This window comes from Streptomyces sp. NBRC 110611 (genome assembly GCF_001590865.1).
Classification (GTDB): domain Bacteria; phylum Actinomycetota; class Actinomycetes; order Streptomycetales; family Streptomycetaceae; genus Streptomyces.
The window spans coordinates 33089-48027 of sequence record NZ_BBUY01000002.1 but is presented as its reverse complement, the minus strand read 5'-3'; the positions used below and the strand labels follow the sequence as shown (position 1 = coordinate 48027).

Below are 14939 nucleotides of genomic sequence, written 5' to 3'. Positions count from 1 at the left end.
CGATGACGTCCGGCGGACGTCTCGCCCCCACCGCCGGCCGCCCTCACCCCTGAGCCGAGGCCCGGGCCGCGAGCCGGTCAGCGACTGTCGCCGGAGTGGTCAGCACCCCCAGCAGCCGCGCGGCCTCTTCGGCCACGGCTTCCCTGGCCGGCTTGACGTACTTGCGGGAGTCGACCAGCGACGGATGCGCTTCCAGGGTCCGCCGTATCGAGCCGGTGAAGACGGAGACCAGATGCGTGGAGATATTGATCTTCGTCATCCCGGCGGCGATGGCGCGGCGCAGCTCGTCGTCCGGCACCCCGGAGGAGCCGTGCAGCACCAGCGGCACCGGGAGGGTACTGCGCAGTGCCGCGATGAGGTCCTTGTCCAGTACCGCGGTGCGCTCATGCATGGCGTGGGAGGAGCCGACGGCGACCGCCAGGGCGTCCACGCGCGTCGCACGGACGAACGCCAGCGCCTCGTCCGGTTTCGTGCGCACCCCTGGTGCGTGGACCCCGTCCTTGCCGCCGACTTCGCCGAGCTCCGCCTCGACATAGGCGCCCCGTTCGTGGCACCAAGCGGTGAGTTCGGCGGTGGTGGCGACGTTCTCTTCGTAGGGGAGCGCGGAGGCGTCCACCATGACCGACCCCACTCCGGCGGCGATGCCCTGGCGGACCAGTTCCGCATCGGTGAGATGGTCGAGGTGCACGGCGATCCGGGCGGTGGATCCCTCGGCGAGGGCGAGGGCGGCGCGGGTGAGGGGCAGCAGGCCGCCGTGGTAACGGATGCAGTTCTCGCTGATCTGGAGGATCAGCGGGGCGCCGGTGCGCTCGGCGGCGGTGACCAGCGCCTCGGCGGTTTCCAGATGGATGATGTTGAAGGCCGCGGCACCGATGCGCGCCTCGCGCGCGGCCTCGACGACGGATGAGGTGGGAACGAGAGGCATGGGACGACAGCTCCCTTGCAGGAGAGGCGGGTTGACGTACGGGGAGGAAATGTGGGGCTATGAGGCGGCCGGCGCTTCGAGCATCACCGAGCGGGTCAGACCGCGGGGGTTGTCCGGGTCCAGGCCACGGGCCCGGGCCCGGGCCAGCGCCACCCGCTGGACCAGCACCAGATCGGCCAGCGGATCGCGGTCGTGGCGCACGAAGCGCGCACCGGTCCGCACCACATCCGCCTCCAGACCGTCCGGCGCCTGGCCGAACAGCCAGGTCACCCGGCCCGGTGCGGCTATCGCGATGGGCCCGTGGCGGTACTCCATCGCCGGGTAGGACTCCGTCCAGCTCTGTGACGCCTCCCGCATCTTGAGCGCCGCCTCGTTGGCCAGGCCGAAGGTCCAGCCCGTGCCGAGGAAGGAGAACTGCTCGGCGTCCACCCATTCCTGCTCCAGCGGGACACCCAGCGCCTCCTGCGCGTCGGCCACCGCCCGGGAGACGTCCTCGCCGAGGTGCGCGCGCAGCAGCGTGAGCGCTGTGGTCGCGAAGCGGGTCTGGACGACTGATTGCTCATCGGCGAACGGGAGCGCCACGGTCTCGTCGGAGAGCGCGACCGCAGGGGTCCCGGGATCTCCGAGGATCGTCACCGTGGGGATGCGTCCCTTGACCGCCTCGAGCACCCGCAGAACCTCGGTCGTGGTACCCGAGCGGGTGATCGCCACCACCGCGTCATAGGCACGGTCGCCGCCGAGGAACGACTCGGAGGCGGCGAACGGGTCCGTCACCCCCAGCCCGGCGCTCTCACGCAGCGCCGCGTACGACTGCGCCATGAACCACGAGGTACCACACCCGATGACGGCCACCCGCTGCCCGGTCCTGGGCAGCGGCCCGGCCGCGGCTCCGATCCGCGCGGCTTCCTGCCAGGTCTCCGGCTGGCTCTGCAGCTCCTGCTCCATGTACGAGGTCTCGCTCATGGCCCACCCTCCCGTGATGAGTGAAACGGTTCCGATGCCGAGTCGCGCTCTCGCGGCGTACTGCCGCGTTCAGTGTTCTGCATGCTGCTGCGCGAAACTGCAACTTTCTTCTTCGTTGCAATCGACTGTACGCAGAATCGTGCCCGCGATCCATCCCTCGAACGAGTGAGTGAGGAGAGTGCGAGGCGGGAGGCGGCGGGCACATTGGCTGAATGTGTGCAGGGTGAGGATGTGGGCGAGAGCTTGCCTGATAGATGTTGACAGCTGCGTGAAATGGGCAGCATATTCGCACGATCAGTCACGAGGCTGATCAGTCATGCAGCAAGGCCGCCCCGCCGCACGAAGGACTGCTCATGTCCACTGCCACGCTCTCCGCGACGCCCCCGCCGCCGTCCGCCCGGACCCCGGGCCGCACCGGCCGGCTGTTCGCACTCACCGGCGCCGTCGTCGGTGTCATCTACGGCTACGACACCGGCAGCATCTCCGGTGCCCTGGTCTTCCTCAGCAAGGACTTCCATCTCACCGAGGCCGAGAAAGGCCTGGTCAACAGCGTTCTGGTGTTCGGTTCCATCCTGGGAGCGCTGATCGGCGGCAAACTGGCCGACGCCCTGGGGCGCAAGGCCGCGATGCTGATCGTCGCCGGCTCGTACGCCGTGTTCGTCGCGCTGTCCGCGCTGGCGCCCAACGTCGTCGTGCTGGACACCGTCCGGTTCCTGCTCGGCATCGCCATCGGCATCTCGATCGTCGCCGCCCCGCTCTACGTCGCCGAATCGACCCCGGCACGCATTCGCGGCGCGTCGGTCGCCGCCTATCAAGTGGCCACGGTCGCCGGCATCGTCATCACGTACTTCGTCAACTGGAGCCTGTCCGGGGGCGGTCACTGGCGCTGGATGCTCGGCCTCTCCGCGATCCCCGCGGCGCTCGTGCTGATCCCGCTGCTCCGTCTGCCGGACACCCCGCGCTGGTACGTCCTCAAGGGGCGTACGGAACGAGCTGTCGAGGTCATGGCCCGGACCGACCCGGACGTCGAACCGCGGGCCGAGGTCGCGGCCGTGCGCGCCGCGCTCGCCGAGGAAAGCAGCGGATCGGTGCGCTCGCTGCTGCGCAAGCCGTACGCCCGCGCCGCGTTCTTCGTCGTCGGCTTGGGCTTCTTCTGCCAGATCACCGGCATCAACGCCGTGACGTACTACAGCCCGCAGATCTTCGAGGAGATGGGTTTCACCGGCAACGGCCAGAGCTTCCTGCTGCCGTCGTTCGTGCAGCTCGCCTCACTGGCCGCGACGGTTCTCGCCATTCTCGTCATCGACCGGCTCGGCCGGCGAAAGGTGCTGCTCTGCGGCATCGGCACGATGGCGGCGATGCTCGCCGTGCTGACCGTGGTCTTCGGTACCGGCGAGCTGCACGGTGCCACGACCTGGGTGGGCTTCGGCGCGATCCTGCTGTTCACCGCGGCCTTCAACTTCGGCTTCGGGTCGCTGATCTGGGTCTATGCGAGTGAGGCGTTCCCCGCCCCGCTGCGTTCCACGGGGGCGTCGGTGATGCTCACGGCCGACCTCGTCGCCAATCTTCTGATCGCCCAGTTCTTCCCCTCGTTGATGGCCTGGGCCGGTGCCGCACGTACCTTCGCCGGTCTTGGCGTCCTGGCGCTCGCCGCGCTGGTCTTCGCCTCCGTCACCGCGCCCGAGACCAAGGGCCGTCAGCTGGAGGAGATCCAGGACTACTGGCGTAACGGCGGGCGCTGGCAGCCGAGTTGAGTGGCCCGGGGCCGAGGGGCGAGGCCGGGGCCGGGTGCTCCCGGCTACCGCGCCACAGGCACCCGGGTGCGCTGCCACCCGGGTGCCCGTGGCCTGTACTGATGGCGCCTCAGGCGGTCTGCTGCTCCTGGTACGCCTCCAGGGCCGGTGCGGTCGTCGTTGCGACGAACTCGACGATCCGGTACTCGCATACGCCGGCGACGACGAACGGGTCCTCGGCCACGATCCGCTCCACGGTCGCCCGGTCCATCCCCGCGGCCAGGATGACGCCCCCCTCGCGCGGAACCTTGCGGCCGGCGGCGAGGAAGTGCCCGGCGGCGTACTGCTTCTGCAGCCACGCCACGTGGTCGGCAAGGGCGGCGTCCACGCGCTCAAGGGGTGCGGTGTAGGTCAATTCCAGTACGAACATGCCTGCAATATAGAGGAGTGGGGGAGAGGGACGGGCGGTGCCATCGTCCCTGTGGGCGAGGAAGCCGCAGGCCAGGGGGGCTTACGGGGCAGAGCTCAGGCGGTGAGCGGTCCGGGGCGGCGCCGGCCGTGTCCAGTGGCTCTCTCGTACGCATGCCCGGCCCGGAGGACGGCGAGGTCGGCGCGCGGGGCGCCGATGAACTGCAGTCCCACGGGCAGACCGGCCGGGGTGAATCCAGCGGGGACCGAGAGGGCCGGTACACCGAGCACGGAGATCAGGTAGGCGGAACGCATCCAGTCCAGGTAAGTCTCGGTGGTCCGGCCCGCCACCTCCTGCGGGTACTCCAGCTCCGCGTCGAACGGGGTGACTTGGCTGACCGGCACGAGGAGCAGGTCGTACCTGGAGAAGAAGCCGACCGCGTCGAGGTGCAGTCGGCTGCGGGTCGTGGTGGCGGTGAGGAGGTCGCCCACGCTCAGGCGGCGGCCCTGCTCGATGTTCCGGACCAGGCTCGGTTTGAGGGACCGCCGGTCGGAGTCGAGCAGAGCACCGAACGCCAGGTCGAAGCTGTGCGCCCGCAGCGTCCGGAAGGTCTCGTCGGCTCCGGTGAGGTCCGGGCACGCGGCGTCGACATGCCAGCCGAGCTCTTCCAGGACACTCAGCTGAGGTTCCAGAACGGCGAGGACATCCGGGTCGCAGGGCGCGAATCCCCCCAGGTCGGGCGACCAGGCGACGCGCAGTCCGCGCGGTTCGCGGTCGAGTGGCACCGCGAACGCCTCGCCGGGAGTCTCCAGACTGAGCGGACACCGTGGATCCGGACCGGCCATCGCCGACAGCAGGAGTGCCGTATCGGCGACGGTCCGCCCCATGGGGCCCGGTACGGCGAGGGTGTCCCAGAGGTTCACGCCGGGGTGTGCCGGGACGCGGCCCGGCGTCGGCCGCAGCCCGACCACGTTGCAGAAGGACGCCGGGTTGCGCAGCGAGCCGCCCATGTCACTGCCGTCGGCGAGGGGCTGGAGTCCGGCAGCGAGGGCCGCGGCGGCGCCGCCGCTGCTGCCGCCCGCCGAACGCGTGGTGTCGTACGGATTGCGGGTCGTGCCGAAGACCGGGTTGAAGGTATGCGAACCGGCCGCGAACTCGGGGACATTGGTCTTGCCGAGGCGGATGGCACCGGCCCGCCGCAGCCGGCCGACCAGCAGATCGTCCTCGTCCGGGATGTGGTCGGCGAAGAGCGGTGAGCCGAACGTGGTGCGCATTCCCCGGGTGAGGTGGGTGTCCTTGAACGCGATCGGCACACCGTGCAGGGGCGGGACGGGCGCGCCTCCGGCGAGACGCTCGTCGGCTGCCGCGGCGGCGGTGAGCGCGCCCTCCGGGTCGAGGGTCACCACGGCGTTGATGGCCGGATTGACCTGTTCGATGCGGTCCAGGAGGGCCTGCACGACCTCCCGGGCGGAGAGATCGCGGCGGCGTAACCGGGCGGCGAGGTCGGTGGCGTCGAGATAGTGGAGATCGTCGGGCATGAGGCCTCCGGTGACGTCGGGGCAGGGGACGGGGCCGGGAGCTGCTCCTCACGGTACCGACGCCCACCGACAGCAGGCCGCTCGTCGATCCGCGCGCTCCGGTGCGCTCGGCTGTTCGGTAGCGTGGGCGCCATCATGGACACTTCCGGAACGATCTCCTGCGACGAGGAACTGCGGCGCTGGCCGACCGACGAAACCCAGGCGCGCGCCGTCCAGGACCGGTTGCGGTCCCGGGTACGGCTCGACGAGCCCGGGCCGGAACCAGGGTTCGACGGCATCGTGGCCGGGGTGGATGTCGCCTACGACGACGAGCGGAACGTCGTCGCCGCGGCCGCCGTCGCACTGGACGCCCGGACCCGCGCCGTCGTCGACCGGGCCACCGCCGTCGGGCAGGTCGCGTTCCCGTACGTCCCCGGTCTGCTCGCCTTCCGCGAGATCCCCACCGTGCTGGACGCCCTCGCCCGCCTGACCCGCACCCCTGACCTCGTGGTCTGCGACGGGTACGGGCTGGCACACCCGCGCCGCTTCGGCCTCGCCAGCCATCTCGGGGTGCTGACGGGCCTGCCCACGATCGGCGTGGCCAAGAATCCCTTCACGTTCCGGTACACGGCTCCGGGGCCCGAGCGCGGCGCGACCTCTCCGCTCCTGGACGGTGACGAGGAGGTCGGACGGGCGCTGCGCACCCAGCAGGGCGTCAAACCGGTCTTCGTCTCGGTGGGGCACCGCATCGGCCTGGACCGGGCCTGCGCGCACACGCTCCATCTGGCGGCCGCCTACCGGCTTCCGGAGACCACCCGGGCCGCCGACGCGCTGTGCCGGAAGGCGCTGGCGGGCGCGTAACGGCGGGGCCGGCCGGTCGGCAGTCCCGTCTTCTCCGTACTTCCTTCTCCGTCCTCTCTGTAACTGTCCTCGCGGTAACTTCGCCTCATCCGTACCCGCGTCCTATCCGTCCTTCACCACCCGGAAGGTGATACCCGCCTTCTGGAGGCGGGCGGTCAGTGCGTCCCCCATGGCGACCGCGGAGGTCACCTGGCCCGCGGTCTCCGGGAGGTCGTCGAAGGCCAGGCAGAGCGCCGACTCGGCGAGCATCTTCGCCGTCTCCTGGTAGCCGGGATCGCCGCCGGAGACCTCCGTGACCAGGCGTTTGCCACCGCCGGAGGCGACGAAGCGGACCGCGAACCAGCTGTCCGCCCGTCGCTGCGGGCCCGGCCCCTCGCCCGGCTCCAGGCGGCCCGACAGCCAGCGCCGCGCGGGCGGCACCTGGGCGAGCGCACAGAGCGCGCCCGCCGCCAGGGCGCCGCCCACGGCGACCGGCAGCCGCCGCACACCGGCGTAGTGGCGATAGCGGAAGTCGGGTCCGTAACGGTCCAGCGCGGCGGCGGAACGGGCGACGATCTGCGGGTCGAGGACCGGCAACGGCATCCCCCAGGTGTGCGTCTCGCGGCTCCTGAGCGGCGGGCCGAACGGGGCCCGGACCGTACGGCCCGCCGGCCGGGGCTCGGCCCGTCGCCGTTCGCGGGCGGCGCGTGCCATGGCGGCCGGGCGTGAGAGGGCGGTCAGTACGGAGGCCAGGGTGCCCCCGGAGAACGTCGCGTGGGTGCGGACGAAGCCGTCGACACGGATCGGGACGCCCTCCGGGAGGAGCCCGACCGTGTAGTGGACACCCAGGTCATGGGGGACGGAGTCGAAGCCGGCGGCGTGGATGAGGCGTGCGCCGGAAGCGCGCGCTGTCGCGTCGTGCCGCAGGTACATCCGGTCGACGAATTCCGGTTCGCCGGTCAGGTCGACGTAGTCGGTCCCGGCCTCGGCACAGGCGGCGACCAGCGGTTCGCCGTGGAGCAGATACGGGCCGACCGTAGTCGCCAGGATCCGGGTGCCGGCGGCGAGCGCGCGCAGCGACGCGGGGTCGCCGCTGTCGGCCAGCAGCAGGGGGAGGGCGGCGCAGGCCGGGTGGGTCGCCGTCAGCCCCTCGCGCAATTGCTCCAGTTTGGCCAGGTTGCGTCCGGCCAGCGCCCAGTGGCAGTCCTCAGGAGCGTGCTCGGCCAGGTAGGCGGCGGCGAGTGCGCCGGTGAAGCCGGTGGCTCCGTACAGGACGAGGTCATGGGTCCGTCCCGAGGTGTCCTGCCGTCGCATCGTGCGTCCTCCCGACTGCCCCGTCGACCTGGTGTCCGGACCCTAGGCAGTGGCGGTGGCGCCGTCAACGGCCGGTCTCGGCCGTCCGGCGCTGCGCGGGCCGTTGTCAGTGGTCGCGGTTAGCGTGGACTGCGTTGACCGGTCCGCGCGACGAGCGCGGCGCCGGACGGTATCGCGGGCGGTGCCGTCCGCGGCAAGGGGCGGGACGGAGGGCGACGGACGTGGAGGAGCGACTCGTGGGTGAGGCGGCGAGCCGGACGGCGGTGTGGGGACGCATGCGTGCGGGGGTGCGCGGGCTGCCCTGCGCCCGTCCTGAGCCGTGTCGCCCGATAGCCGCCGGGCGGGTCATCGCCGAGCTCGACGGGGGATAGCGGCGCAGCGGCAGCAGGCGCGCGAAGGCCCGTGGCGGCGATGGCAGTTGAGCATCGTCGGCGCGGGCCTTCGCGGTGGTGGCCGCTTGGTACGGGGGTCTTGTGGAAAGTGGAACACGTTCTTAACATCACGAGTGTTACATCAGAAGTGTCACAGTGCGGAAGGGCATGGGACGCGATGACAGAGTCAGGGAACGGCCCGCTGAGCGGGGTGCGGGTGGTCGAACTCGCAGGCATCGGCCCCGGCCCCTTCGCGGCCATGCTGCTGGCCGATCTCGGCGCCGATGTCGTCCGCGTCGACCGGCCCGGAGGCGCCGGCCTGGGCATCGATCCGGCCCACGACATCACCAACCGCAACAAGCGCTCGGTGCTGGTCGATCTGAAGACACCCCAAGGGGTGGCCCAGGTACTCGATCTGGCCGAGCGGGCCGATGTCCTGGTGGAGGGGTACCGCCCCGGTGTGGCCGAGCGGCTCGGGGTGGGGCCCGAGGAGTGCCGGGCGCGCAACCCCCGCCTGGTCTACGGCCGGATGACGGGCTGGGGGCAGCAGGGGCCGCTCGCCGACACGGCGGGACACGACATCGGCTATATCGCCCTCACGGGAGCCCTCGGCATGACCGGTCCGCCCGACGGCCCGCCCGTCTTCCCCGCCAACCTCCTCGGCGACTACGCGGGCGGCTCCCTCTACCTCGTCATCGGCGTCCTCGCCGCTCTCCAGCACGCCCGCGCCGAGGGCGGCACGGGCCAGGTCGTGGACGCCGCGATCGTCGACGGCACGGCCCATCTGACGGCGATGATCCACGGCATGCTGGCGGCCGGCGGATGGCAGGACCGGCGCGGCACGAACCTGCTGGACGGCGGGGCACCGTTCTACGGCACCTACGAGACAGCCGACGGCGGCCATATGGCGGTCGGCGCGCTGGAGCAGCGGTTCTACGGCGAATTCAGCCGCCTGCTGGGCATCGAGGACGACGCACCCGGCCGCGACGACCCCGCCGCCTGGGACGAATTGCGTACCGTCATCGCCGCCCGCTTCAAGACCCGGACGCGCGAGGAGTGGACCACGGTCTTCGCGGGGTCCGACGCCTGCGTCGCGCCCGTGCTCTCGCTGCGCGAAGCCCCCCACCACCCGCATCTCACCGCCCGCGGCACCTTCCTCGAGCACGGCGGGATCACCCAGCCGGCGCCCGCGCCCCGCTTCTCCCGCACACCGGGCGCGGTCCGCCGACCGCCCGCCCGGCCCGGAGCGGACACCGAGGAGATCGCCCGCGACTGGCGGGTGCCCGGCCTCCTCGTACCGCCGCCCGCCGACCCCACGGACGCCCCGTCCGGCGGCCCCGACCGACGGCCTCCGTCGGTCCGGAACGAACCTTCGAAGGGACAGTAGCGTGCAGCGCCAGCTCTACACCGCCGACCACGAGGCCTTCCGCGGGACCGTGCGCACCTTTCTCGCCAAGGAGGTGACGCCGCATTACGAGCAGTGGGAGAAGGACGGCATCGTCAGCCGGGACGCCTGGCGGGCCGCCGGCAGACAGGGCCTGCTGGGCCTGGCGGTGCCCGAGGAGTACGGCGGAGGCGGCCAGCCCGACTACCGCTACAGCGCGGTACTGGCCGAGGAGTTCACCCGCGCCGGTGCCGCCGGCCTCGCCATCGGCCTGCACAACGACATCATCGGCCCCTATCTGACCTCGCTCGCCACCGACGAGCAGAAGCGCCGCTGGCTGCCCGGCTTCTGCAGCGGCGAGATCATCACCGCCATCGCCATGACCGAGCCCGGCGCCGGCTCCGACCTCCAGGGCATCCGCACCCGCGCGGAGGACGGCGGAGACCACTGGCTCCTCAACGGCACCAAGACCTTCATCTCCAACGGCATCCTCGCCGACCTCGTCATCGTCGTGGCCAGGACGACTCCCGAGGGCGGGGCACACGGTCTGAGCCTGCTGGTCGTCGAGCGCGGTACGGCGGGCTTCGAGCGTGGCCGCAACCTCGACAAGATCGGCCAGAAGTCCCAGGACACCGCGGAGCTGTTCTTCCACGACGTACGGGTGCCCAAGGAGAATCTGCTCGGCGAGCTCAACGGCGCCTTCGTGCATCTGATGACCAATCTCGCGCAGGAGCGCCTGGGCATAGCGGTCGCCGGAATCGCGGCCGCGGAGCATCTGCTGGAGATCACCACCCGGTACGTCAAGGAGCGCGAGGCGTTCGGGCGCCCGCTGGCGAAGCTTCAGCACATCCGCTTCGAGATCGCCGAGATGGCCACCGAGTGCGCCGTCACCCGCGCCTTCCTCGACCGCTGCATCGCCGACCACGCGGACGGCGCGCTCGACGGCGTACATGCCTCGATGGCCAAGTGGTGGGCGACCGAACTCCAGAAACGGGTCGCCGACCGCTGCCTCCAGCTCCACGGGGGGTACGGCTATATGAGCGAGTACCCCGTCGCGAAGGCCTTCACCGACGGCCGCATCCAGACCATCTACGGCGGGACCACGGAGATCATGAAGGAGATCATCGGCCGTTCCCTGCTCGCCTGAACCCTCGTTGCCGCGCACTTCCGGGGACACCCCGGACCCGGCCTGACAAGACCGGCCTGACAAGAAAGGCTCGACCGTGAGTCCCGAAGCGTTTGTGTACGACGCGATCCGCACCCCGCGCGGACGCGGCAAGGCCAATGGCGCCCTGCACGGCACCAAGCCGATCGACCTCGTCGTCGGTCTCCTCCACGAGCTCCGCGGCCGCTGCCCGGACCTCGACCCGGCGGCGATCGACGACATCGTGCTCGGCGTCGTCGGACCGGTCGGCGACCAGGGCTCCGACATCGCCCGGATCGCCGCCATCGCGGCCGGACTGCCCGACACGGTGGCCGGCGTCCAGGAGAACCGCTTCTGTGCCTCCGGCCTGGAAGCCGTCAACCTGGCCGCGGCGAAGGTCCGTTCCGGCTGGGAGGACCTGGTGCTCGCGGGCGGCGTCGAGTCGATGTCGCGGGTGCCGATGGCCTCGGACGGCGGTGCCTGGTTCAACGACCCGATGACCAACCTCGCCGTCAATTTCGTGCCACAGGGCGTCGGGGCCGACTTGATCGCCACCCTCGAGGGCTTGTCCCGGCGTGACGTCGACGAGTACGCGGCGCTGTCGCAGGAGCGTGCCGCCGCGGCCTGGAAGGACGGCCGCTTCGACAAGTCCGTCGTGCCGGTCAGGGACCGCTCGGGCCTCGTCGTCCTCGACCGCGACGAGCACCCGCGCCCCGGCACCACCGCCGACTCCCTCGCCACACTGAAGCCGTCCTTCGCGGACATCGGGGAGCTCGGCGGTTTCGACGCCGTCGCGCTGCAGAAGTACCACTGGGTCGAGAAGATCGACCATGTCCACCACGCGGGCAACTCCTCCGGCATCGTCGACGGCGCCTCGCTCGTCGCGATCGGCTCCCGGGCCGTGGGGGAGCGGTACGGGCTGCGCCCGCGTGCCCGGATCGTCTCCGCGGCGGTCTCCGGCTCCGAACCCACCATCATGCTCACCGGGCCCGCGCCCGCCACCCGCAAGGCTCTCGCCAAGGCCGGGCTGACCATCGACGACATCGACCTGGTCGAGATCAACGAGGCTTTCGCCGCGGTCGTCCTGCGCTTCGTCCGGGAGATGGGCCTGTCCCTGGACAAGGTCAATGTCAACGGCGGCGCCATCGCCCTCGGCCATCCGCTCGGCGCCACCGGCGCGATGATCCTCGGCACCCTCGTCGACGAGCTGGAGCGCCAGGACAAGCGCTACGGCCTGGTCACGCTGTGCGTCGGCGGCGGCATGGGTGTCGCCACGATCGTCGAGCGCCTGTAACCCAGCGGCCCACCAGACTTCTACGGAGACCCACGCCATGACCGAGAGCACGACCATCCGCTGGGAGCAGGACGAGACCGGCATCGTCACCCTCGTCCTCGACGACCCCCACCAGTCCGCGAACACCATGAACCAGGCGTTCAAGGACTCCCTCGCGGCGATCGCCGACCGCGCGGAGGCCGAGAAGGACACCCTCCGCGGCATCATCTACACCTCCGCGAAGAAGACCTTCTTCGCCGGCGGTGACCTGAAGGACATGATCAAGGCCGGCCCCGAGGACGCCCAGCGGGTGTTCGAGGCCGGCAACGGCATCAAGCGCTCCCTGCGCCGTATCGAGACCCTGGGCAAGCCCGTCGTCGCGGCCCTCAACGGCGCGGCGCTCGGCGGCGGTTACGAGATCGCGCTGGCCAGCCACCACCGCATCGCACTCGACGCGCCGGGCTCCAAGATCGGCCTGCCCGAGGTCACCCTCGGCCTGCTCCCCGGCGGTGGCGGCGTGACCCGCACCGTACGGCTGATGGGTATCGCGGACGCCCTGCTCAAGGTGCTTCTCCAGGGCACCCAGTACTCCCCGAAGCGCGCACTGGAGCACGGCCTCGTCCATGAACTCGCCGCCACCCCCGAGGAGATGCTGGCCAAGGCGCGTGCCTTCATCGACGCCCACCCGGAGTCCCGGCAGCCCTGGGACGTCCCCGGCTACAAGATCCCCGGCGGCACCCCGGCGAACCCGAAGTTCGCCGCCAACCTCCCGGCATTCCCGGCCAGTCTGAAGAAGCAGACCAACGGCGCCCCCTACCCGGCCCCGCGCAACATCCTCGCCGCGGCCGTCGAGGGCTCCCAGGTCGACTTCGAGACGGCCCAGACCATCGAGGCCCGCTACTTCACCGAACTGGTCACCGGCCAGACCGCGAAGAACATGATCCAGGCCTTCTTCTTCGACCTCAACGCCGTCAACTCCGGCGCCAGCCGTCCCAAGGACATCGAGCCGCGCACGGTGCGCAAGGTCGGCGTCCTCGGAGCCGGGATGATGGGCGCCGGGATCGCCTACGCGTGCGCCCTGGCCGGCATCGAGGTCGTCCTCAAGGACATCTCCCGGGACGCCGCCGCCCAGGGCAAGAGCTACTCCGAGAAGCTCTGTGCCAAGGCCGTCGCCAAGGGCCGCACCACCCAGGAGAAGGCGGACGCGCTGCTGGGCCGCATCACGCCGACCGCCGAGCCGGCCGACCTCGCGGGCTGCGACGCCGTCATCGAGGCGGTCTTCGAGGACGTCGCGCTCAAGCACAAGGTGTTCAAGGAGATCCAGCACATCGTCGCGCCGGACGCGCTGCTGTGCTCCAACACCTCCACCCTGCCCATCACCCTGCTGGCCGAGGGAGTCGAGCGCGACCAGGACTTCATCGGCCTGCACTTCTTCTCACCGGTCGACAAGATGCCGCTGGTGGAGATCATCAAGGGCGAGCGGACCGGCGATGAGGCGCTGGCCCGCGCCTTCGACCTGGTCCGCCAGATCAAGAAGACCCCGATCGTGGTCAACGACTCGCGCGGCTTCTTCACCTCCCGCGTCATCGGCCAGTTCATCAACGAAGGCGTGGCGATGGTCGGTGAGGGCCTCGACCCGGCCTCCGTGGAGCAGGCCGCCGCCCAGGCCGGCTACCCGGCGAAGGTGCTCTCGCTGATGGACGAGCTGACCCTCACCCTCCCGCGCAAGATCCGCGAGGAGACCAGGCGGGCGGTCGAGGAGTCCGGCGGCACCTGGCAGCCGCACCCGGCCGACGAGGTCATCGACCGGATGGTGGACGAGTTCGGGCGTCCCGGCCGCAGCGGCGGCGCCGGCTTCTACGAGTACGGCGAGGACGGCGCACGCCTCGGCCTGTGGCCCGGACTGCGCGAGCACTTCGTCGGCGCGGGAGCCGGGCAGGGAGCCAGGGAGGGAGCCGGCGAGGGAGCCGAGATCCCCTTCCAGGACATGCAGGAGCGGATGCTCTTCTCCGAGGCGCTGGACACCGTCCGCTGCCTGGAGGAGGGCGTGCTCACCTCCGTCGTGGACGCCAACATCGGCTCCCTCCTCGGCATCGGCTTCCCGGGGTGGACCGGTGGCGTGCTCCAGTACATCAACGGCTATGCGGGCGGCCTGCCCGGATTCGTGGCGCGCGCCCGCGAACTGCACGCGGCGTACGGAGACCGGTTCGCACCCCCCGCGCTGCTGCTCGACAAGGCCGCGAAGGGGGAGAGGTTCAGCGACTGACCGGGGCGGGGCGGACCGTGGCGGCCCGCCCCGGCCACCCGTCACCCCCGCGCGGCGGGGTCCCGGCGGCCGGGGCTCCCGCCGAGCCACTCCCGCAGCTCCTGCTTCATCGACCGCTGGAAGGCGGTGACCAGTGCTTGCACCACCATCGGCTGCATATGGGCCGAGAGCGACTTCATCCGCGCCCTCTCCTCCGCGTCCGGCGCGCCGTCCCGGTACGGCTCCCCCACCTCGTCCCTGAAGAGCCGGCTGAGCTCGCGGGCCGCGGCGCGGGTGTGCTCGATGACGACGGTCCGGGCCGCGAGGATGCTGTCCAGCGCGATCGGCACGTCCAGCAGCCGGGTGCCCAGGTGCAGCAGCCCGGGGTCGACCCGGAAGATCTGCGGGTCCGCGGTCCGGACGAGCACGCTCATGGCCGCCAGCCGGTCCAGGTCCTCCTCGGTCAGCTCCCGGCCGGCCCGCCGCTCCAGCTGGTCGCGGGTGGCGTCCTCCGCCTTGTCCGGTATCCAACTCGCCACCACCGCACGGTGGATGGCCAGGTCCTGGGCGCTCAGATCGGGCGGCAGCTGCTCCAGATAGCGTTCGATCGCGGAGAGCGTCAGCCCCTGGTGCTGGAGCTCCTCGATGAGCGCGAGCCGCGAGAGGTGGTCCGGTCCGTAACGGCCGACCCGGCGCGGACCGATCTCCGGCGGCGGCAGCAGACCGCGGGTGCTGTAGAAGCGGATCGTGCGGACCGTGACGCCGGCACGGGCGGCCAGTTCGTCGACGGTCAGACCGGTGGCGGACTCACTCATGTTCAA

General features: G+C 71.2%; 12 protein-coding genes. 6 read left to right on the top strand and 6 right to left on the bottom strand.

Annotated elements, in window-relative coordinates:
* Positions 1-43: 43 nt before the first annotated feature.
* Both AZE13_RS04820 and AZE13_RS04815 read right to left on the bottom strand, forming a co-directional pair.
* Positions 44-925 carry a ketose-bisphosphate aldolase gene (locus AZE13_RS04820; RefSeq protein WP_066927336.1) on the bottom strand — a complete coding sequence of 294 codons (882 nt, stop codon included), beginning with the start codon at positions 923-925 and terminating at the stop codon, positions 44-46.
* A gap of 57 nt (positions 926-982) precedes the next feature.
* A complete protein-coding gene (locus tag AZE13_RS04815) occupies positions 983-1888 on the bottom strand; it encodes an SIS domain-containing protein (RefSeq protein ID WP_066927335.1) in 906 nt (301 codons plus the stop codon).
* A gap of 353 nt (positions 1889-2241) precedes the next feature.
* Between AZE13_RS04815 and AZE13_RS04810 the strand changes: the two genes are divergently transcribed.
* Entirely contained in the window at positions 2242-3642 is a 1401-nt protein-coding gene (locus tag AZE13_RS04810) for a sugar porter family MFS transporter (RefSeq protein WP_066927334.1), read from the top strand.
* 109 nt (positions 3643-3751) lie between these two features.
* Here AZE13_RS04810 and AZE13_RS04805 read toward each other — a convergent pair whose 3' ends face one another.
* Both AZE13_RS04805 and AZE13_RS04800 read right to left on the bottom strand, forming a co-directional pair.
* Entirely contained in the window at positions 3752-4051 is a 300-nt protein-coding gene (locus tag AZE13_RS04805; RefSeq protein ID WP_066927332.1) for a YciI family protein, read from the bottom strand.
* Positions 4052-4146: 95 nt separating this feature from the next.
* Positions 4147-5568 carry an amidase gene (locus tag AZE13_RS04800; RefSeq protein ID WP_066927330.1) on the bottom strand — a complete coding sequence of 474 codons (1422 nt, stop codon included), beginning with the start codon at positions 5566-5568 and terminating at the stop codon, positions 4147-4149.
* Positions 5569-5703: 135 nt separating this feature from the next.
* On the opposite strand from AZE13_RS04800, the gene AZE13_RS04795 reads away from it, so the two are divergent.
* Positions 5704-6408 carry an endonuclease V gene (locus tag AZE13_RS04795; protein WP_066928432.1) on the top strand — a complete coding sequence of 235 codons (705 nt, stop codon included), beginning with the start codon at positions 5704-5706 and terminating at the stop codon, positions 6406-6408.
* Positions 6409-6510: 102 nt separating this feature from the next.
* On the opposite strand, the gene AZE13_RS04790 is transcribed toward AZE13_RS04795, so the two are convergent.
* On the bottom strand, positions 6511-7701 hold the full coding sequence (locus AZE13_RS04790; RefSeq protein ID WP_066927328.1) for a saccharopine dehydrogenase family protein: 1191 nt from the start codon (positions 7699-7701) through the stop codon (positions 6511-6513).
* A gap of 549 nt (positions 7702-8250) precedes the next feature.
* Here AZE13_RS04790 and AZE13_RS04785 point away from each other — a divergent pair.
* The 4 genes from AZE13_RS04785 to AZE13_RS04770 all read left to right on the top strand — a co-directional run bounded on the left by AZE13_RS04785 (position 8251) and on the right by AZE13_RS04770 (position 14139).
* Positions 8251-9459 carry a CaiB/BaiF CoA transferase family protein gene (locus AZE13_RS04785; RefSeq protein ID WP_079123702.1) on the top strand — a complete coding sequence of 403 codons (1209 nt, stop codon included), beginning with the start codon at positions 8251-8253 and terminating at the stop codon, positions 9457-9459.
* 1 nt (position 9460) lies between these two features.
* The gene (locus AZE13_RS04780; RefSeq protein ID WP_066927324.1) at positions 9461-10603 is read left to right on the top strand and encodes an acyl-CoA dehydrogenase family protein; all 1143 of its coding nucleotides are present in this window, start codon (positions 9461-9463) and stop codon (positions 10601-10603) included.
* 76 nt (positions 10604-10679) lie between these two features.
* Positions 10680-11894: an acetyl-CoA C-acetyltransferase gene (locus AZE13_RS04775; RefSeq protein ID WP_066927322.1), complete on the top strand. Its 1215-nt coding sequence runs from the start codon at positions 10680-10682 to the stop codon at positions 11892-11894.
* Positions 11895-11931: 37 nt separating this feature from the next.
* Positions 11932-14139 carry a 3-hydroxyacyl-CoA dehydrogenase NAD-binding domain-containing protein gene (locus tag AZE13_RS04770; RefSeq protein WP_066927320.1) on the top strand — a complete coding sequence of 736 codons (2208 nt, stop codon included), beginning with the start codon at positions 11932-11934 and terminating at the stop codon, positions 14137-14139.
* 41 nt (positions 14140-14180) lie between these two features.
* On the opposite strand, the gene AZE13_RS04765 is transcribed toward AZE13_RS04770, so the two are convergent.
* Positions 14181-14933, bottom strand: a complete 753-nt coding sequence (locus tag AZE13_RS04765; RefSeq protein WP_066927318.1) for a MerR family transcriptional regulator — start codon at positions 14931-14933, stop codon at positions 14181-14183.
* Positions 14934-14939 lie beyond the last annotated feature (6 nt).

Coding starts and splice junctions, on each gene's coding strand:
- AZE13_RS04785 (WP_079123702.1), top strand. CDS start 8,251: ATGACAGAGTCAGGGAACGGCCCGCTGAGCGGGGTGCGGGTGGTCGAA.
- AZE13_RS04800 (WP_066927330.1), bottom strand. CDS start 5,568: ATGCCCGACGATCTCCACTATCTCGACGCCACCGACCTCGCCGCCCGG.
- AZE13_RS04765 (WP_066927318.1), bottom strand. CDS start 14,933: ATGAGTGAGTCCGCCACCGGTCTGACCGTCGACGAACTGGCCGCCCGT.
- AZE13_RS04815 (WP_066927335.1), bottom strand. CDS start 1,888: ATGAGCGAGACCTCGTACATGGAGCAGGAGCTGCAGAGCCAGCCGGAG.
- AZE13_RS04810 (WP_066927334.1), top strand. CDS start 2,242: ATGTCCACTGCCACGCTCTCCGCGACGCCCCCGCCGCCGTCCGCCCGG.
- AZE13_RS04795 (WP_066928432.1), top strand. CDS start 5,704: ATGGACACTTCCGGAACGATCTCCTGCGACGAGGAACTGCGGCGCTGG.
- AZE13_RS04770 (WP_066927320.1), top strand. CDS start 11,932: ATGACCGAGAGCACGACCATCCGCTGGGAGCAGGACGAGACCGGCATC.
- AZE13_RS04790 (WP_066927328.1), bottom strand. CDS start 7,701: ATGCGACGGCAGGACACCTCGGGACGGACCCATGACCTCGTCCTGTAC.
- AZE13_RS04820 (WP_066927336.1), bottom strand. CDS start 925: ATGCCTCTCGTTCCCACCTCATCCGTCGTCGAGGCCGCGCGCGAGGCG.
- AZE13_RS04805 (WP_066927332.1), bottom strand. CDS start 4,051: ATGTTCGTACTGGAATTGACCTACACCGCACCCCTTGAGCGCGTGGAC.